At 69.1% G+C, this 18,571-nt stretch carries 18 protein-coding genes; 8 read left to right on the forward strand and 10 right to left on the reverse strand.

The window, feature by feature from the left end:
* Positions 1–2: 2 nt before the first annotated feature.
* The 3 genes from OG588_RS33315 to OG588_RS33325 form a co-directional block, all read right to left on the reverse strand.
* A complete protein-coding gene (locus tag OG588_RS33315) occupies positions 3–203 on the reverse strand; it encodes a YbdD/YjiX family protein (protein ID WP_405950476.1) in 201 nt (66 codons plus the stop codon).
* Entirely contained in the window at positions 175–2,316 is a 2,142-nt protein-coding gene (locus OG588_RS33320) for a carbon starvation CstA family protein (RefSeq protein ID WP_405950477.1), read from the reverse strand. Before OG588_RS33320 ends, OG588_RS33315 begins: the two co-directional genes overlap by 29 nt.
* Positions 2,317–2,450: 134 nt before the next feature.
* Positions 2,451–3,215: a GntR family transcriptional regulator gene (locus OG588_RS33325; RefSeq protein WP_019058290.1), complete on the reverse strand. Its 765-nt coding sequence runs from the start codon at positions 3,213–3,215 to the stop codon at positions 2,451–2,453.
* Between the two features lie 309 nt (positions 3,216–3,524).
* Between OG588_RS33325 and OG588_RS33330 the strand changes: the two genes are divergently transcribed.
* The 4 genes from OG588_RS33330 to OG588_RS33345 all read left to right on the forward strand — a co-directional run bounded on the left by OG588_RS33330 (position 3,525) and on the right by OG588_RS33345 (position 8,299).
* Entirely contained in the window at positions 3,525–4,811 is a 1,287-nt protein-coding gene (locus OG588_RS33330) for an extracellular solute-binding protein (protein ID WP_019058289.1), read from the forward strand.
* Between the two features lie 106 nt (positions 4,812–4,917).
* Positions 4,918–5,901: a carbohydrate ABC transporter permease gene (locus OG588_RS33335; protein ID WP_019058288.1), complete on the forward strand. Its 984-nt coding sequence runs from the start codon at positions 4,918–4,920 to the stop codon at positions 5,899–5,901.
* Entirely contained in the window at positions 5,898–6,761 is an 864-nt protein-coding gene (locus OG588_RS33340) for a carbohydrate ABC transporter permease (RefSeq protein ID WP_019058287.1), read from the forward strand. Before OG588_RS33335 ends, OG588_RS33340 begins: the two co-directional genes overlap by 4 nt.
* A gap of 8 nt (positions 6,762–6,769) precedes the next feature.
* Positions 6,770–8,299 (forward strand): glycoside hydrolase family 3 protein, encoded by a 1,530-nt coding sequence (locus tag OG588_RS33345; protein WP_405950478.1) that lies wholly within the window; start codon positions 6,770–6,772, stop codon positions 8,297–8,299.
* A gap of 189 nt (positions 8,300–8,488) precedes the next feature.
* Here OG588_RS33345 and nagB read toward each other — a convergent pair whose 3' ends face one another.
* The gene (gene nagB, locus OG588_RS33350; protein ID WP_405950479.1) at positions 8,489–9,274 is read right to left on the reverse strand and encodes a glucosamine-6-phosphate deaminase; all 786 of its coding nucleotides are present in this window, start codon (positions 9,272–9,274) and stop codon (positions 8,489–8,491) included.
* 214 nt (positions 9,275–9,488) lie between these two features.
* Between nagB and OG588_RS33355 the strand changes: the two genes are divergently transcribed.
* Positions 9,489–10,559, forward strand: a complete 1,071-nt coding sequence (locus OG588_RS33355) for an SIS domain-containing protein (RefSeq protein WP_405950480.1) — start codon at positions 9,489–9,491, stop codon at positions 10,557–10,559.
* A 166-nt stretch (positions 10,560–10,725) separates the two neighbouring features.
* Here OG588_RS33355 and OG588_RS33360 read toward each other — a convergent pair whose 3' ends face one another.
* Complete coding sequence (locus OG588_RS33360; protein ID WP_405950481.1) at positions 10,726–11,478, reverse strand: SDR family oxidoreductase; 753 nt, start codon at positions 11,476–11,478, stop codon at positions 10,726–10,728.
* 107 nt (positions 11,479–11,585) lie between these two features.
* Between OG588_RS33360 and OG588_RS33365 the strand changes: the two genes are divergently transcribed.
* Both OG588_RS33365 and OG588_RS33370 read left to right on the forward strand, forming a co-directional pair.
* The gene (locus OG588_RS33365) at positions 11,586–12,215 is read left to right on the forward strand and encodes a TetR/AcrR family transcriptional regulator (RefSeq protein WP_405950482.1); all 630 of its coding nucleotides are present in this window, start codon (positions 11,586–11,588) and stop codon (positions 12,213–12,215) included.
* Between the two features lie 371 nt (positions 12,216–12,586).
* Positions 12,587–14,053, forward strand: a complete 1,467-nt coding sequence (locus tag OG588_RS33370) for a sensor histidine kinase (RefSeq protein ID WP_266867674.1) — start codon at positions 12,587–12,589, stop codon at positions 14,051–14,053.
* Positions 14,054–14,296: 243 nt separating this feature from the next.
* On the opposite strand, the gene OG588_RS33375 is transcribed toward OG588_RS33370, so the two are convergent.
* Together OG588_RS33375 and OG588_RS33380 are read right to left on the reverse strand one after the other, a co-directional pair.
* The gene (locus OG588_RS33375; RefSeq protein ID WP_006142322.1) at positions 14,297–14,554 is read right to left on the reverse strand and encodes a WhiB family transcriptional regulator; all 258 of its coding nucleotides are present in this window, start codon (positions 14,552–14,554) and stop codon (positions 14,297–14,299) included.
* A gap of 320 nt (positions 14,555–14,874) precedes the next feature.
* Entirely contained in the window at positions 14,875–15,843 is a 969-nt protein-coding gene (locus OG588_RS33380) for a diacylglycerol/lipid kinase family protein (RefSeq protein WP_405950483.1), read from the reverse strand.
* 116 nt (positions 15,844–15,959) lie between these two features.
* Between OG588_RS33380 and OG588_RS33385 the strand changes: the two genes are divergently transcribed.
* The gene (locus OG588_RS33385) at positions 15,960–16,418 is read left to right on the forward strand and encodes a hypothetical protein (protein WP_366095658.1); all 459 of its coding nucleotides are present in this window, start codon (positions 15,960–15,962) and stop codon (positions 16,416–16,418) included.
* A gap of 14 nt (positions 16,419–16,432) precedes the next feature.
* On the opposite strand, the gene OG588_RS33390 is transcribed toward OG588_RS33385, so the two are convergent.
* From OG588_RS33390 to OG588_RS33400, 3 genes are all read right to left on the reverse strand, one after another.
* Positions 16,433–17,545: an RNA polymerase sigma factor SigF gene (locus OG588_RS33390; protein ID WP_405950484.1), complete on the reverse strand. Its 1,113-nt coding sequence runs from the start codon at positions 17,543–17,545 to the stop codon at positions 16,433–16,435.
* A 17-nt stretch (positions 17,546–17,562) separates the two neighbouring features.
* The gene (locus OG588_RS33395; RefSeq protein ID WP_019058277.1) at positions 17,563–17,976 is read right to left on the reverse strand and encodes an anti-sigma regulatory factor; all 414 of its coding nucleotides are present in this window, start codon (positions 17,974–17,976) and stop codon (positions 17,563–17,565) included.
* A gap of 277 nt (positions 17,977–18,253) precedes the next feature.
* Complete coding sequence (locus OG588_RS33400) at positions 18,254–18,514, reverse strand: UBP-type zinc finger domain-containing protein (protein ID WP_026150638.1); 261 nt, start codon at positions 18,512–18,514, stop codon at positions 18,254–18,256.
* Positions 18,515–18,571: the final 57 nt, after the last annotated feature.

Raw genomic sequence — 18,571 nt, forward strand, 5'->3', positions numbered from 1 at the left:
GGTCAACAGCAGCGGAAGCCCTGGCGCGGGTCGGCCTCCTGGCGGTCCGTCCGCATGCGTTCGAAGTCGCGCCGGTTCGGGACCTCCGCGTCGGGGTGGTCCCGGCGTACGTGCGCCACACAGCGGTCGTACGCCGACTCGTCCATCAACTCCCGGACGTACCAACGCACCCCGCTAATCGCCCGCTGGAACGCCGACCGCATCCCGGGTCGCCTCCTCCTTCTCCTCCCGGGTGGGGATCAGCCCGGCCGGTGCCACGATGTTCGACTCGACGTACGGCGTCTCGCTCAGCGTGGAGAGCGCGGGGCGGCGGATGTGTCGAACGCAGACGCGAAGGGCGTCCGCGATGACGACCACGACCAGCACCGCGAGAATGGCCGAAAGCACTCCGTCCACCGTGGAGTTGGTGACGACGGTGTGCATGTCGTCCATCGACTTGGCGGGCGGCAGGACCTTGCCCGCGTCGATCGCGTCCTGGAACACGGACCGTTGCTTGAAGAAGCCGACCTTCGGGTCGCTGGAGAACACCTTCTGCCAGCTCGCGGTCAGGGTGACCGTCGCGTCCCAGGCGAGCGGAACCCCGGTGATCCAGGCCCACTTGAGGCGTCCGGACTTCACCAGGAGGGTGGTGCAGACGGCCAGGGCGACGGCGGCCAGCAGTTGGTTGGAGATGCCGAAGATCGGGAAGAGCTGGTTGATCCCGCCGAGCGGTTCGTGGACGCCGACCCAGAGGAAGTAGCCCCAGAGTGCGCACACGATCGCGCTCGTGAGGGCCAGGCCCGGCTTCCAACTCACGTTCTTGAACGGCCGGTAGACGTTCCCCAGCATGTCCTGGAGCATGAACCGGCCCACCCGCGTGCCCGCGTCCAGCGCGGTCAGGATGAACAGCGCCTCGAACATGATCGCGAAGTGGTACCAGAAGGCGCGCAGACTCCCGCCGGTCACCTTGGAGAAGATCTCCGAGACGCCGACCGCGAGGGTGGGCGCTCCGCCGGTACGGGACAGCAGGCTCGCCTCGTCGACGTTCTTCGCGGCCTGTGCGAGGTCGGCGGGGGAGATGTGATAGCCCCAACTGCTCACCACCTGCGAGGCGTTCTGCACGGTCGTGCCGATCGCGCCCGACGGGGCGTTCATCGCGAAGTAGAGGCCCGGGTCGATGATGCTCGCGGCGACCAGTGCCATCACGGCGACGGACGACTCCATCAGCATCGCGCCGTAGCCGATCATGCGGATCTGGGTTTCCTTCTGGATCATCTTCGGCGTCGTACCGCTGGAGATGAGCGAGTGGAACCCGGACAGGGCGCCGCAGGCGATCGTGATGAAGACGAAGGGGAAGAGCGAGCCGGCGAACACCGGACCGTTGCCGTGCTTGGCGAAGTCGGTGACGGCGGGCATCTTCAGGGCGGGCAGGGCGACCACGACGCCGATCGCCAGCAGGGCGATGGTGCCGATCTTCATGAACGTGGAGAGGTAGTCGCGCGGGGCGAGCAGGGTCCAGACGGGGAGGATCGAGGCGACGAAGCCGTAGCCCACCAGCCAGATCACCAGCGTCGAGGGCGCGAGGGTGAAGGTGCCGGCCCAGGACGACTCGGCGACCCAGCGGCCCGCGACCAGGGCGAGCAGCAGCAGGGCCACGCCGATCAGGGAGACCTCGGAGACGCGGCCGGGGCGAAGTACCCGCAGATAGAAGCCCATCAGCAGGGCGATCGGGATGGTCATGCCGATGGAGAAGGTGCCCCAGGGGGAGGAGGCCAGCGCGTTCACGACGACCAGGGCCAGCACGCCGAGCAGGATGATCATGATGGCGAAGGTGGCGACCAGCGCCGCCGCGCCGCCGAAGGGGCCGATCTCCTCACGGGCCATCTGCCCAAGTGACCTGCCGTCACGGCGGGTTGAGAAGAACAGCACCACCATGTCCTGGACCGCGCCCGCGAAGATGACGCCGACGACGATCCAGATCGTGCCGGGCAAGTAGCCCATCTGCGCGGCGAGTACGGGTCCGACGAGCGGGCCCGCGCCGGCGATCGCGGCGAAGTGGTGGCCCAGCAGGACGCGGCGGTCGGTGGGGTGGTAGTCGATGCCGTTGTCGAGGCGTTCGGCCGGGGTGGCCCGGGTGCCGTCGACCTTGAGCACCTTGTACACGATGAACTTCGCGTAGAAGCGGTAGGCGATGGCGTACGAGCCGAGGGCGGCGGCGACCATCCAGGCGGCCGACACGTTCTCGCCCCGCGCCAGCGCGAGCACGGACCAGCCCGCCGTGCCGACGAGCGCGACGAGGGTCCAGACGACGATGGTTCGGACGTTCGCGGTACGCACCGGGTGGTCCTCCCGTCCATGCGGCGACGGGAGGAACGTAGAGCAACCCGGGTGACTCCGTAAGTCCCCTAGCCCTGTGGGTGCTTGAGTCGCGCCACGAACTAGTCCTGTGGGCGCTTGAGGCGGGCCACGAACTAGTCCTGCGGCCGCTTGAGGCGGGCCACGAACTTGTACCTGTCCCCCCGGTACACCGACCGCACCCACTCCACCGGCTTGCCCTCCTTGTCGAGGGAGTGGCGGGAGAGCATCAGCATGGGCAGGCCCACGTCGGTGCTGAGCAGGCCGGCCTCGCGCGGGGTGGCCAGCGAGGTCTCGATGGTCTCCTCGGCCTCGGCGAGATGGACGTCGTAGACCTCGGCCAACGCAGTGTAGAGAGACGTGTACTTGACGAGTGACCTGCGCAGCGCGGGGAAGCGCTTCGCGCTGAGGTGGGTCGTCTCGATGGCCATCGGCTCGGCGTTCGCCATGCGGAGGCGCTCGATGCGCAGCACCCGGCCGCCGGCGGTGATGTCGAGCAGGTCGGCGAGGGTGTCGTCGGCGGTGATGTAGCCGATGTCCAGGAGCTGCGAGGTCGGTTCGAGGCCCTGGGCGCGCATGTCCTCGGTGTACGAGGTGAGTTGGAGGGCCTGGGAGACCTTCGGCTTGGCGACGAACGTGCCCTTGCCCTGGATGCGCTCCAGGCGGCCCTCGACGACCAGTTCCTGAAGTGCCTGGCGCACGGTGGTGCGCGAGGTGTCGAACTCCGCGGCCAGCGTGCGCTCGGGCGGGACCGGTGTGCCGGGTTGCAACGTCTCCGTCATGTCGAGCAGGTGCTTCTTCAGGCGGTAGTACTTGGGCACACGCGCGGTGCGGACGGTGGCCCCACCCTCGTTCTCCGCACTGCTGACGTCGGTGCTCATGCTCCGCCTTTCCGGCTCCGGACAAGGGTCACTTGGTGATCCCCTCTGTATACCGTCGCCGCCTGTTTTGGTCTAGTCCACAGCGGCAAGTGGTCTAGCGGAAGACAGTACTCCGGCAGCGTTGTTTTCGCTGCCTTCTTACTTAAAGGTTCCTGCATATGTAGGTCGCATAACGGCTGGTCAGGGGTGTTTCGGGGGCCCTTGACAGGCTCTGTGGTCTGGTCCAAGCTCCCGGTACTGGTCTACACCATTGGTTCAGGTCCCGGCTCTTGGGCGGGAGGTGTGGCAGGCATCCCTGAGGAGGGTGGCGTGAAGCGCAAGCTGATAGCCGCGATCGGTATCGCGGGCATGATGGTCTCCATCGCGGCGTGCGGGGGCAACGACGACAAGAGCTCTTCGAACAGCGGCGCCGACGCCAAGGAGCTGACCGTCTGGCTCACCGTCGACGCGCAGAACAACTGGCCCGACCTGGTGAAGGCGGCCGACGCGACCGTGCAGAAGGCGCACCCCGGCGTCAAGATCAAGCACGAGTACTACGGCTGGCCCGACAAGAACACCAAGCTCGACGCGGTCCTCGCCACCGACAAGGCGCCCGACGTGGTCGAGATGGGCAACACCGAGATGCTGAGCTACATGGTCAAGGGCGCCTTCGCACCCGTCGACGCTTCCAAGTTCACCAACTCCTCCGCCTGGCTGGACGGCCTCAAGGCCTCGGTCACCTACGACGGCAAGACCTACGGCGTCCCCTACTACGCCGGTGGCCGCGTCGCCAACTGGCGCAGTGACATCGCCGCTTCGGTCGGCATCAAGAAGCCCCCGACGACGTACACCGAGCTGACCGCCGACCTGGACAAGATCCAGAAGAAGGAAGGCAGCAAGTTCAGCGCCTGGTACCAGCCCACCCGTGACTGGTACGCGGCCATGTCCTTCGTCTACGACGCCGGCGGCTCCATCGCCGCGGAGTCCGGCGGCCAGTGGAAGGGCAACCTCTCCTCGCCGGAGTCCATCAAGGGCCTCAACGAGTTCAAGACCGTCATCGACAAGTACATGCACGGTGACAAGACCAAGGACGAGTCCGACCGCTACATCGTCTACGGCCAGGGCAAGGCGGCCATGATCTTCGGCGCCGCCTGGGAGGGCGCGAGCGCGGCCGACCCGAAGGCCGACAAGACCGGCGGCAAGCTGAAGACCAGCCTGGTCAACTTCGTGATGCCCGGCCCGTCCGGCAAGAACATGCCCGTGTTCCTGGGCGGTTCTGACCTCGCGATCCCGGTCAAGTCCAAGGCACAGGCGCTCGCCGCCGAGTGGATCAACGCCTTCACCGGTCCGTCCGGCCAGAAGGGCCTGATGGCCAAGGGCAACCTGCCGAACAACAAGACCGACCTCGCGACGCTGAAGAGCGACCCCGCGACGGCGGTCCCGGCCACCGCGGCCGAGTCCAACTGGTTCGTCCCGATGGCACCGGGCTGGGGCCAGGTCGAGAAGGCTCAGGTTCTGCAGACGATGCTGCAGAACATCGGCACCGGCAAGCAGTCGGTCGAGGACGCGGCGAAGGCGGCCGACACCGCGATCGACAAGGTCATCAACACCAAGTGACCTGAGTGCGGGGCCCTGTTGGACGCCTTGCGTGTCCTCGGGGCAGGGCCCCGCCACTCGTATGAAGCACGGCCGTACGACCTGAGGGATCGCTGAGGAGCGCGCGATGAGTGCCGACACGACCACACCTGCCAAGGTGCCGCCGCAGCGGCAGGCGCCCCCACCGCGCGTTTCCGGCGCACCTCGCAGACGGCGGACAGCGAACGGCGCCGGGATCCCCTGGCTGCTGCTCGCGCCCTGTCTGCTCGTCCTGGCCCTGGTCATGGGTTATCCGCTGGTCCGCCTGGTCACGCTGTCCTTCCAGTCCTTCGGGCAGTCCCAGCTGTGGGGCTTCAAGCCCGCCGAGTGGGTCGGCTTCGACAACTTCTCCGGGATCCTCGGCGACGGCGAGTTCTGGGGCGTCGTCGTCCGCACGATCGTCTTCGCGGCCGGCTCGGTCATCTTCACGATGGTCGCCGGCATGGCGCTCGCGCTGCTCCAGCAGAAGGTCTCCGGCTGGGTGAAGACCCTCATCAACGTTGTCCTGGTGGCCAGTTGGGGTATGCCGGTGATCGTCGCGACCACCGTCTTCAAGTGGCTCTTCGACACGGACTACGGCGTCTTCAACGCCCTGCTCAGCAGGCTCCCCGGCGTCGACATGGTCGGCCACAACTGGTTCGCGAGCGGACCGCAGGGCCTCCTCGTCATCATGCTGCTGGTGGTGTGGGGCGCGGTGCCCTTCGTGGTGATCACGCTCAGCGCCGGACTCACCCAGGTCCCCCAGGAGTTGGAGGAGGCCGCCCGCCTCGACGGCGCCGGAGCGTGGGGCGTCTTCCGGTACGTCACCCTGCCCATCCTCAAGCCGATCATCGTGATGCTCACGACCCTCTCGGTGATCTGGGACATGGGCGTCTTCCCGCAGGTGTTCGTGATGCGCGGCGGCCACCCCGAGGCTGACTTCCAACTGCTCAGCACCTATTCCTACGACCGTGCCTTCGTCGTCAACGACTACGGACAGGGCTCCGCGATAGCCCTGGTCACGGTGGTGCTGCTGCTCGGGGTCGTCGCCGTCTACATGCGTCAGATGCTTCAGATCGGAGAGGTCGAATGAGCGCGCTCACGACCGACGCGCCCCGGAAGCCGACCGGTGGGCGCCGGAAGTCCAAGGTCGGCTGGAACCTCCTCGGCCTGCTCGTCTTCGTCGTCGTCGGCTTCCCGCTCTACTGGATGCTCGACACGGCGTTCAAACCGGCGAAGGACGCCATCGACCCGGACCCGAGCCTGCTGCCCACCGGCATCACGCTCGACAACTTCCGCCGGGCACTGGACATCGCCGACTTCTGGGGCCCGGTCGGCCGCAGCCTCATCGTGTCCCTGTCGGTGGTCGTGATCGGCGTCATCGTGGGCCTGCTGGCCGCGCTCGCGATCTCCCGGTTCGCCTTCCGGGGCCGCAAGATCGTGATCGTCGGCATCCTCGCGGTCCAGATGGTTCCGCTGGTCTCGATGATCATCCCGGTCTTCCTGCTCCTGAACGACCTCGACCAGTACGACAAGCTCTCCGGCCTGGTCATCACGTACCTGACCTTCATCCTCCCGTTCACGGTGTGGACCCTGCGCGGCTTCATCGTCAACATCCCGAAGGAGTTGGAGGAGGCTGCCATGGTCGACGGCTGCTCCCGCACCGGCGCCTTCATCCGGGTCGTCTTCCCGCTCCTGGCCCCCGGCATGGTCGCCACTTCCGTATACGGCTTCATCCAGGCCTGGAACGAGTACCTCTACGCCCTCATGCTGCTCAGCCAGGAGCACCAGACGGCGACCGTCTGGCTCGGCAACTTCACCACCAAGCACGGCACCGAGTACGCCCCGATGATGGCCGGCGCCACGATGATGGCCGTGCCGATCGTCGTCCTGTTCCTCATCGTCCAGCGCAAGATGGCCGCGGGGCTGACCGCGGGCGCTGTGAAGGGATAACGCAACCGATGACGACACTCGCCAGCGGTACAGACACCCTGACGCGCGACGCCCTGACAGTCCTGCAGCCCGGCTTCCCCGGCACCACGGCCCCCGACTGGCTGCTGCGCCGCCTCGGTGAAGGCCTGGCCTCGGTGGGCCTGTTCGGCCGCAACATCGCCTCGCCCGATCAACTGTCGTCCCTGACCGCCCAGTTGCGGTCGGAGCGGGACGACGTGCTGGTCGCGATCGACGAGGAGGGCGGAGACGTCACCCGCCTGGAGGCCCGCACGGGCTCCTCGTTCCCGGGCAACCACGCGCTGGGCGCGGTGGACGACGTGAACCTGACGAGGGAGGTGGCGCACGAGCTGGGCCGCAGACTCGCCGAGTGTGGGGTCAACCTCAACTGGGCCCCGTCCGCGGACGTGAACTCCAACCCCTCCAACCCGGTCATCGGGGTCCGCTCCTTCGGCGCCGACCCGGAGTTGGTCGCCCGGCACACGGCGGCCTACGTCACCGGCCTCCAGTCGGCGGGCGTCGCCGCCTGCACGAAACACTTCCCGGGCCACGGGGACACGGCCGTCGACTCGCACCACGCGCTGCCGCGCATCGACGCGGACTCGCCGGTCCTGGAGCGGCGCGAACTGCTCCCGTTCCGCGCGGCCATCGCCGCCGGCACCCGCGCGGTGATGAGCGCCCACATCCTGGTCCCGACCCTGGACCCGGACCGCCCGGCCACCCTCTCCCTCAGCATCCTCACCGACCTCCTCCGCGGCCGGCTCGGCTACGACGGCCTCATCGTCACCGACGGCATGGAGATGCAGGCCATCGCCGCCACCTACGGCATCGAACGCGGCAGCGTCCTCGCGATCGCCGCCGGTGCCGACGCGATCTGCGTGGGCGGCGGCCTCGCGGACGACGAGACGGTACGACGGTTGCGCGACGCGCTGGTGGGGGCGGTGCGGTCGGGGGAGCTGCCGGAGGAACGCCTGGCCGAAGCTGCGGAACGGGTACGGGGGTTGGCTCGGTGGACGGCTTCGGCGGCGGCTGCGGCCACCTCGGACGGAGGCTCCGCCTCGGACGCGGGCTCCGCTTCTACGGCAGAGGTGACGCGCGTCGACATCGGCCTCGTCGCCGCCCGCCGTGCCCTCACGGTCACCGGCGCCGACGACTTCACCCCGCTCACCGAACCGCCCTACGTCGCCCTCCTCACCCCGGTCGCGAACATCGCCGTGGGCGACGAGACCCCCTGGGGCGTGGCCGCCGAACTCGCCCGGCTCCTGCCCGGCACGGAGACGGCCGGGTTCGCCGGGGAGGACGCGGGGGGCGCGGTCCTGAAGGCGGCCGGTACGCGGCGCATCGTCGTCGTGGTCCGGGACGAACACCGTCACCCCTGGATGGCGGCCACCCTCGACACCCTGCTGGCGGCCCGCCCCGACACCGTCGTGGTCGAGATGGGCGTCCCACAGGCACCGCCCCGAGGCGCCCTGCACATCGCGACTCACGGCGCGGCCCGAGTCTGCGGCCACGCGGCGGCGGAGGTCATCGCCGGGGCGTGACCGTGAGCCGGGGGAGCGACCCCGACCAGGGGACCACCCCCGAATACACCGGTGCCGGACCTTCCACGAGGGGGCCCGGCACCGGCACGTACACGGGTGGAACGGGGGCGGATCCCTTGCGGGTCGGGCGTGTTGAGGAGCCCGCTCCTCAGATGCCCCGCCGGTCCGGCGGGTTGAGGAACCCGCCCCTCAAATAGCCTGCCAGTCCGGCTTGTTGACGAACGTGTGTCGGAAATAGTCCGCGAGCTTCAGCTTGGACGCGGCGCCCTCGTCGACCACGACCGTCGCATGCCGGTGCAACTGCAGTGCCGACGCCGGGCACACCGCGGCGATGGGCCCCTCCACGGTCGCGGCGACCGCGTCCGCCTTGCCCTCGCCGGTCGCGAGCAGCACCAGGTGCCGGGCCTCCAGGATCGTGCCGATGCCCTGCGTGATGACGTGGTGCGGGACCTGCTCGATGTCGCCGTCGAAGAACCGCGCGTTGTCCACCCGCGTCTGCTCGGTCAGCGTCTTGATCCGGGTCCGCGAGGCCAGCGAGGAGCACGGCTCGTTGAACCCGATGTGCCCGTCGGTCCCGATGCCCAGTATCTGCAGGTCCACCCCGCCGGCCTCGCCCAGAGCCTTGTCGTACGCCTCGCACGCCGCCTGTACGTCCTCAGCCGTCCCGTCCGGCCCGAGGAACGCGTCGATCCCGACCCCGAGCGGCTCCAGCACCTCGCGCCGCAGCACCGAGCGGTACGACTCCGGGTGCTCGGCGGGCAGCCCCACGTACTCGTCGAGCTGGGCGATCCGCGCCCGCGAGGTGTCCACGGCGCCGGCGCGGACCTTCGCCGCCAACGCCTCGTAGATGGGCAGCGGCGTCGACCCGGTGGCCACGCCGAGAAGGGCGTCCGGCTTGCGCCGGAGCAGCTGTGCCATGGCCTCGGCGATCAGCTCGCCGCCCGACTTGGCGTCCGGAACGATGACAACTTCCACGCTGGCCTGCCGTTCTGCAGAGGGGCTTCGAGGAGCCCGGAGGAGCTGTGTGGTTTAGACCAATCCGCGCACCAATCTAACAGAGGAGGCTCTTGCCTCCCAGAGTTCGCCGCCTGTCCGAAAACCGGTAACCGCCCAACGGAGGCGTACCTCCCGCGGAGGGGGTGAAATGGACACCGCACCACAGCGCCGACCGACCTCCGGAGGACCCCGCATGACCGCCACGACCCCGGCCCCTCAGAGCGACCTCCCCGGCCGGATCATGGCCCGCGAGATGGCCGAACAGCCCGCCGTCCTGCGCCGCATCCTGGACGAGGGCGCCCCGCGCATCCGCCAGGTCGCCCAGGACGTGGCCGCCCGCAAGCCCCGCTTCGTACTGCTCACCGCCCGCGGCACCTCCGACAACGCCGCCCTCTACGCCAAGTACCTCCTGGAGATCCGCCTCGGCCTGCCCTGCGGACTCACCTCCATGTCGACCACCACGGCCTACGGCGCCCACCCCGACCTGACCGACGTCCTCGTCGTCACCGTCAGTCAGTCCGGCGGCTCCCCGGACCTGGTCGCCTCGACCCGGGCCGCCCGCGAGGCCGGCGCGATCACGGTCGCGGTGACCAACAACCCGGACTCACCGCTGGCCGCCGTCTCCGAGTACCACATCGACGTCATGGCCGGCCCGGAGAAGGCCCTCCCCGCGACCAAGACGTACACGGCCTCCCTCCTCGCGCTCTACCTCTTCGTCGAGGGCTTGCGCGGCGGCGACGGCGCGGCGGCCAAGGCGCTGCCCGACCTCGCCGAGCAGCTCCTCGCCCGCCAGGACGAGGTCCGCACCCTCGCCTCCCGCTACCGCTTCGCCGAACGCATGGTGATCACCTCGCGCGGCTACGGCTACCCCACCGCCAAGGAAGCCGCCCTCAAGCTGATGGAGACCAGCTACATCCCCGCCCTCGCCTACTCCGGCGCCGACCTCCTGCACGGCCCCCTCGCCATGGTCGACAACGTCTCCCCGGTCATCGCCGTGGTCACGGACGGCAAGGGCGGCACCGCCCTCCAGCCCGTCCTCGACCGGCTGCGCGGCCGGGGCGCCGACCTGGTCGTCATCGGCCCGGCCGGCCAGGTCGACCAGGCCTCGGCCGGCTTCGTCCTGCCCGTCGAGGGCGTCCCCGAGGAACTCCAGCCCATCCTGGAGATCCTCCCGCTCCAGCTCCTCGCCTACGAGGTCACCATCGCCCGCGGCCAGGACCCGGACGCGCCCCGCGCCCTGGCCAAGGTGACGGAGACCCGCTGACCGCACGCTGCCGGGCCGCCGGGCCGTGTCCGCGAAGTCCCGCCTGCCCTGCGACGCCCGGCACGCCTTGCCCCCGCCCAACCTCCGGCCAGGTGACCCCCGGAGCGCGCACCGGACGCCGCAGGGCCCGCCCTCCCGGCGGAGGACCGGACTTCGCGGACAGGACCTAGGTGAGCGAACCTCCCGTCACATCCACCCAGCTCCCGGTGATCCACCGTCCACCCTCGGACGCGAGGAACGCCACCACGTCCGCCACGTCGGCGGTCTCTCCCACCCGCCCCAGCGCGGAGAAGGCCGCCACCCGCGCCCAGCTGTCCTCGCTCCCGTGCAGCAGCTCGGCCGTGTTGTCCGTGTCTATGACGCCCGGCGCCACCGAGTTCACCGTGATGCCCCGGGGGCCCAGCACCTTGGACAGGTCCCGGGAGAAGACGTCCAGGGCGCTCTTCGTCATGGCGTACGCGATGTTGTGCGGCATCGCCGCGGTGCGGGCCAGCCCCGACGAGATGTTGATGATCCTGCCCCCGTCCCGCAGCCGGCCCATGCCGTGCGCGACCAGGAAGAACGGTGCCTTCACATTCACCGCGAAGACGCGGTCGTACTCCTCTTCCCCTATCTCCTCGATCGGCGAGGAGGATCCGATCCCCGCGTTGTTCACCAGGATGTCCAGCCCGTCCGCGTGCCGGTCGAACTCCGCCCAGAGCCCTTCGACATCGCCGGGCCCGCCCAGCTCCGCACCGAGCGCGAACGCCGAGCCGCCCGCTTCCTCGATCGCGGCGACCACTTCCTTCGCCGCCGCCTCACTCCTGCCGTAGTGCACGGCCACCCGCGCCCCGTCCCGCCCCAGCCGCTCGGCGATGCCCCGCCCGATGCCCCTGCCCGCACCCGTGACCAGTGCCGTCCTGCCCGTGAGCACGCCCATGTCGAAGCCCCTCCATGTCTCCGTAGTGAGTTCTCTAGCGGTCGCTACAGAAAAACCGTACAGCAGCCCGCCGACATTTCTCTAGCACTCGCTATACAATTCACTCCATGGTGCGCAGCGAGGAGACGAAACCGCAGGTCAAGGCAGCCAAGACCCGAGGTCGGCCGCGTTCCTTCGACCGTGCGACCGCGCTGGAGCAGGCGGTCCTGGCGTTCTGGGAGCACGGCTACGAGGCGACCTCCGTCTCCGATCTCACCCGCGTCATGGGCATCGGGGCCCCCAGCCTCTACGCGGCCTTCGGTGACAAGCAGGCCCTGTTCGCCGAGGTCGTGGCGGAGTACGGCACGCGCTACGGCTCCTTCACCGACCGTGCGCTCGCCGAGGAACCCACCGCCCGGGCCGCCGTGGCGCGGATACTGCGTGAGGCGGCCGCCGAGTACACCGCACCCGACCGGCCGCACGGCTGTCTGGTCGTCCACGCGGCCACCAACTGCACGACCCCCGAGGTGGAGGAGTCGCTGCGGGAGCGGCGCAACGCCAACCTCGTCACCTTGGAGCGTCGTATCGAGGCGGACATCGCGGCGGGGGAGCTGCCCGCGGACCTCGATGCCGCCGCGCTCGCCCGGCACGCGGGGGCGGTCATTCAGGGAATGTCCCAGCAGGCGCGGGACGGGGCGAGCCGCGAGGAGCTGGCGGCGGTCGCCGAAATTGCCATGACCATCTGGTCCCGCACATGACTCAACACCGTTAGGCTTCGCCGTGGATGCCGGGACGTCCTACGAGTGGCGGACCGAGCGGATCGCAGCGGAAAAGCGCCACCATCAAACATCCTTCAACGCATGGACACGGATAGTGGTCTAGTCCACAATGTGTTAAGGCGTAAGCCTCCGTCCTCCCCGCACAGGAGGACGGACCGAGGAACCGAGGCTCTCTGCCCTGACTGCCCCGGCTCCTCATCCATCGGCCGATCGGGACCGCACACCCCGTGGCCGTTGCTGCTCCGGGCTGCGGTGCCGAGAGGGCTGAGGGTCCCTCTCAGGCGCCGCGGCCCGCGGGTGTTTTTTAGGACAGGTACAGACCGGCGGGTACGCTCGCAGACGTGCCCTCCATGAACGAACTCGTACGCCAGCACACCGCACTCGACGACTCCGACCTCGAGTGGCTCCACCTGCTGGTCTCGGAGTGGCAGCTGCTCTCCGACCTCTCCTTCGCCGACCTGGTCCTGTGGGTCCCCACGCGCGACGGCACCCGCTATGTCTCCGTCGCCCAGATGCGGCCGAACACGGGTCCCACCTCGTACCAGGACGACATGGTCGGCCACCTCGTCCCGCGCGGCCGCCGCCCCATGCTGGACGCGGCCCTGGACGAGGGCCGCATCGTCCGCGAGGGCGACCCCGAGTGGCGCGAAGAGGTCCCCGTCCGGGTCGAGTCGATTCCGGTACGACGGGACGGGCGCGTCCTGGGTGTCATCGCCCGCAACACCAATCTCCTCACCGTGCGCACCCCCAGCCGCCTCGAACTGACCTATCTCCAGAGCGCGTCGGACCTCGCGCAGATGATCGCGGCCGGTTCCTTCCCGTTCCCGAACCAGCAGGTCGACATGGACGCCTCGCCGCGCGTCGGCGACGGACTGATCCGCCTCGACGGGGACGGCATCGTGCAGTACGCCTCGCCCAACGCCCTGTCCGCCTACCACCGCATGGGCCTCGCCACCGACCTCGTCGGCCAGCACCTGGGCGTGACCACCGCCGAACTCGCCCCCACCCGGGGTCCGGTGGACGAGGCGCTGGCCAAGGTCGCCAGTGGCTGGGCGCCCCGCGAGTTCGAGATCGAGGCGCGGGACGGGGTCATCCAGTTCCGGGCGATCCCGCTCAAACCCAAGGGCACCCGCATCGGTTCACTGGTCCTGCTCCGGGACGTCACCGAACTGCGTCGTCGCGAGCGGGAGTTGATCACCAAGGACGCGACCATCCGGGAGATCCACCACCGGGTGAAGAACAACCTCCAGACGGTCGCCGCCCTGTTGCGTCTCCAGGCCCGCCGGATCGACTCCGAGCGCGGCCGGGAGGCCCTGGAGGAGGCCGTACGACGGGTCGGTTCGATCGCGATCGTGCACGAGACGCTGTCCCAGAACCTGGACGAGCGCGTGGAGTTCGACGAGATCGCCGACCGGGTGCTCGCGATGGTCGCCGAGATCTCCCCGGGCAAGGTCACCGGCCGGCGCAGCGGACGCTTCGGAATACTGGACGCCGAGGTCGCCACCCCGCTCTCCATGGTCCTCACCGAGATCCTGCAGAACGCCCTCGAACACGGGTTCCGCGAGGGCGAGACGGGCACGGTCGAGGTCTCGGCGGTCCGCGGCGGCACCTCGAAGGACGCCCGCCTCCTGGTCACCGTGCAGGACGACGGCGTAGGCCTCCCCGAGGGATTCGACCCGCACCGCTCGGGCAACCTGGGCCTACAGATCGTACGGACGCTGGTGGAGGGCGAGTTGGGCGGCACGTTCGACATGGTGCCGGGGCCGGAGCGGGGGACCCGGGTGATCCTGGACGTGCCGGTGCAGGCGCACAAGTGACGTATGTGCACACGACCTTCACATGCGCGGACCCGAACTGCCGTGCACGCGCGGGTGTTTGAACGGCCGTACCGGAACAGCAACGGTCGTACCTGAACAGCAAAGAGCCCCGGATCAATGGATGATCCGGGGCCAGTCGCTCGTTGCTATGCGCATCGGGGGTACTGCGCGCTGCGGCTCGGGGGCGGGAGATGCGTACTCGCTGTACGCGCCGCCAAGCTCAGGCTGTGAGCGGGGTGGACGTCAGGCGGAGGCCTGACGGGCACGGTTGCGAGCGGCGCGGCGCTTCATGGCGCGGCGCTCGTCCTCGCTGAGACCACCCCAGACGCCGGAGTCCTGGCCGGACTCGAGCGCCCACTGCAGACACTGGTCCATAACAGGACAGCGACGGCAGACGGCCTTGGCTTCCTCGATCTGCAGCAGCGCAGGACCGGTGTTGCCGATGGGGAAGAAGAGCTCGGGGTCTTCCTCGCGGCAAACGGCGTTGTGACGCCAGTCCATGGCTGCTACCTCTCCTTGGTATTACGTGCGGGTTGCTTGTGAATGTGAACGCTTTCACGAATCCCTCAACAAGTGAAGGGCCGAACGCCAGGTTCACTGGCGGAGGTCCTGTGGATTGAAGAGGGGTTCCGGTGATCCGTGGAGGCCGGTGTTGCGGGCCGTCTCGATCGCCACGTAGAGACTCGCAAACCTCAGCGGCGGATACAACCCCTTCCGGAAAGTTTTTTTTGATTCCTCGGTGTCGACTAGGTCACAGCCGTACTTCCATGGGGTGGACCCTGGTCTAAACGTTCGAGTGAAAGGACTTCAGCCCTTTCTGCTCACACAATCACACGCAGTGCACGGCGTACGCCTGTGAACGTCACGCTCGTACGCAGTCCGAGGTGGTCGCCGTCCATCTGGAGGGGCAGGGGGACCTTCGAATGCAAGGTGAACTCACTCAGGTCGTGCAGCGCCGCAGCGTGCTTGCCATGGGGTCCGCGTTCGGGGGACGAAGTGAGCAACTGGGTGCCATACCGGGCAACCGCGGCGCTGGACAGGCGGCTGAGACCGAGTACGTCGAGGCCTTTATCGAACGACGCCTTAGGTGACGTGTACATCGGGCGATTGCCGAGATACGTCCAGGGCGAGGTGTTCGAGACTATGGCCACCACCAGATCGGTGACCGGGTCCGCACCGGGCTGCTCCAGCGTGATCGTCCCGTGCCGGCGGTGCTGCTCGCCGAGGAACTGCCGGACCACCTGACGCACGTAGAGAGCGTGTGTGGATTTCTTGCCCTGCTCCCGCTGTTGTTCGACCCGCCCGACCACCCCGGCGTCGAACCCGAGCCCGGCGTTGAAGGTGAACCAGCGCGAGGGCACCGCCTCGTCCTCGGTGCCGGGCGTCCCGGAGGTCAGCCCCAGGCCGACCGTGCGCTCGCGGCCCTCGCGCAAGGCGTCCAGGATGGCGCCGGTCGCTTCCACGGCGTCGTTGGGCAGGCCCAGGGCGCGGGCGAAGACGTTGGTGGAGCCGCCGGGGACCACGGCGAGGCCGGGCAGGCGGTCCGGGTCGGGGCCGGTGTGCAGCAGGCCGTTGACGACCTCGTTGACCGTGCCGTCGCCGCCGAGGGCCACGACCAGGTCGACGTTCCCGGTCTCCGCGGCCTGCCGGGCGAGGTCGCGCGCGTGGCCCCGGTACTCGGTGGTGACCGCTTCCAGCTTCATCTCGCTCGCGAGTGCGTGGAGCAGGACATCGCGCGTACGTGCGCTTGTGGTGGTTGCCGCCGGATTGACCACGAGAAGTGCACGCATGAGTTGCAGCGTACCTACTGGGGGGTACCCGGCCCATACCGAGGTAGGGGTTGGGTAAGAGGAGACGGCGTGAGCCTGAACACCTGGGGCCGGATCCCGGGGACTACCCTGCTGGGGTGAGTGCTGAGCAGATCCCCGCCCCGCAGACCGACGGCCCCGACGGACCCCGCCCGCGCCGCCTGACCTACGCGGCGGTCCTCGTCGCACTGGAGGGCCTCGCGCTCGCCGTCGCCGGGGTGTGGATGCTCGTCCTGGGTCTTACCGGCGAACCGGACGACCGGCAGCAGGCCGTGACCGGTGGGGTGACCCTGGTGGTGCTCGCGCTGCTGCCGCTGCTGGCCGCGCGCGGACTGATCGGCTTGCGCAGCTGGAGCCGGGGTCCGGCCGTCATCACCCAGGTCATGGCGTTGCCCGTGGCCTACAACCTGCTCCAGGCCGACAGCGTGGCCATCCCGGCCGGTATCGCGCTCGCGGTGGTCGCGATCGGCGCGCTGGTGCTGCTGGTGAACCCGGCGACGACACAGGCCCTCGGAATCCGAGGGCCCGGCCGTGGAACCGAAGAGCCGAAGAGCTGACTTCGGCAGGCGGATCACTCCTCGACGAGGAGCTTCTCCCGCAGCTGGGCCAGTGTCCGGGCGAGCAGCCGGGACACATGCATCTGCGAGATGCCGACCTCCTGCGCGATCTGCGACTGCGTCATGTTGCCGAAGAAGCGGAGCAGCAGAATCCGCTTCTCCCTGGGCGGCAGGTCCTCCAGCAGCGGCTTGAGCGACTCGCGGTACTCGACGCCCTCCAGGGCCTCGTCGTACGCGCCGAGCGTGTCCGCGACCGCCGGGGACTCGTCGTCCGTGTCGGGGACGTCCAGAGACAGCGTGGAGTAGGCGTTGGCCGACTCCAGGCCCTCCAGGACCTCCTCCTCCGAGATGCCGAGCTTCTCGGCCAGCTCGTGGACCGTGGGGGAGCGGCCGTGCCGCTGCGAGAGCTCCGCCGTCGCCGTGGTCAGCGACAGACGCAGCTCCTGGAGCCTGCGCGGGACGCGCACCGCCCAGCCCTTGTCACGGAAGTGCCGCTTGATCTCGCCGACGACCGTCGGGGTCGCGTACGTCGAGAACTCGACACCGCGCTCCGGGTCGAAGCGGTCGACCGACTTGATCAGGCCGATGGTGGCGACCTGGGTCAGGTCGTCCAGCGGCTCACCGCGGTTGCGGAAGCGGCGCGCGAGGTGCTCGACGAGCGGCAGGTGCATACGGACCAGCCGGTTGCGCAGCTCCGCGTACTCGACGCTGCCGTCATTGAGCGTGCGCAGCTCGATGAAGAGTGCGCGAGCCCCGCTGCGGTCCTGGGGGTCGTGCCGTGTGACCTGCACGCTCTGCGTGCCCGCCACGTTGTCCCGCTCGTGCTCGTTCATCGCCTGGCCTGTCGCCCCTTCCCGAGCTTTCGCCTCCTCCCCCACGCTCGACTCAGTCGGAGCGGGGGAACCCCCGGCAACGGGGGAGACCCCACCAATACGCACGGCACCGTCCTGCTCACGTTGACCGTCGTCCATCACACCGGCCTCCGAGGTTTCTTCCTCCGGGTGCGGCCGGGCCTGCTCGGGGATCTGGCCGCGTGGCACGAGGGCGCCGTCGTCCGCCGTGCGGCGGGATCCGCCTGAGCCGCCCTCGGCCGGCAGCTCCCGTGTGCCGCGCTCTTCGTCCCGCACCGGCCCGTCCCCGTTCCTCACGCCGGCCCGGGTCCCGCGCCGCGCTGTTTGTAGAGGCTGATCGAAACGGTCTTGTCCTCGTCGACTGCCGATGAGACCTTGCCCGCGAGGGCCGAGAGCACGGTCCAGGCGAAGGTGTCGCGCGCGGGGGCGTGACCGTCCGTCGTCGGGGCGGAGACGGTGACTTCGAGCGAGTCGTCCACGAGGCGGAAGACACAGCTGAGCACCGAGCCCGGCACGGCCTGCTGGAGCAGGATCGCGCAGGCCTCGTCCACCGCGATGCGGAGGTCCTCGATCTCGTCGAGGGTGAAGTCCAAACGGGCCGCGAGGCCGGCCGTGGCCGTACGCAGCACCGACAGGTAGGCACCCGCAGCCGGCAGCCGGACTTCCACGAAGTCCTGGGTCGCGGGCTCGCCTGCGATCTGGGACACCCTCACCTCCAAGGTGGTACAAGCTCTTTCGGGGGCCCAGGGGTCGCCCCCCGGGGTAACGCGATACTTGGTTCAGCGGTGACGCTACCGCGCTCCGAACTTTTCTGTCCCCGGGACCCCAACCCCATGCTGTCACTCATAGTAAACCTACGGATACGCTCCGTGGCTAGGGGTCCTGCGGGCCCAATTGGGAAGAGCGCGCGCCGGGTTGACGTACCCAGACGTCAGACGGTCGAACCGTCGAAACGGGCGGGAAACAAGCGGCCGGATTACGGGGTCACAGGAGTACGTGGTCGACGAAGCACCAGCGCCAGCTCTCCCCGACCTCGAACGTCCGCATCACCGGATGCCCGGAGTCCTTGTGATGTGCTGTGGCATGGCGCAGCGGCGAGGAGTCGCAGCAGGCGACATGGCCGCAGAAGAGGCACAGTCTCAGCTGCACCGGGTGGGTGCCTGCCGCCAGACACTCCAGACAGGTCTCGCTCTGGGGCCCCGGTTCAGGGAGCGGCAGCGCGTCGGCGTGCGTGCACTGTTTCATGATTGCCAGATTACGACGGGTGTGCGGTTGGCCGCGCGGAAAAACGAGGGCGGGCGA

The organism is Streptomyces prunicolor (assembly GCF_045162825.1).
Classification (GTDB): domain Bacteria; phylum Actinomycetota; class Actinomycetes; order Streptomycetales; family Streptomycetaceae; genus Streptomyces; species Streptomyces prunicolor.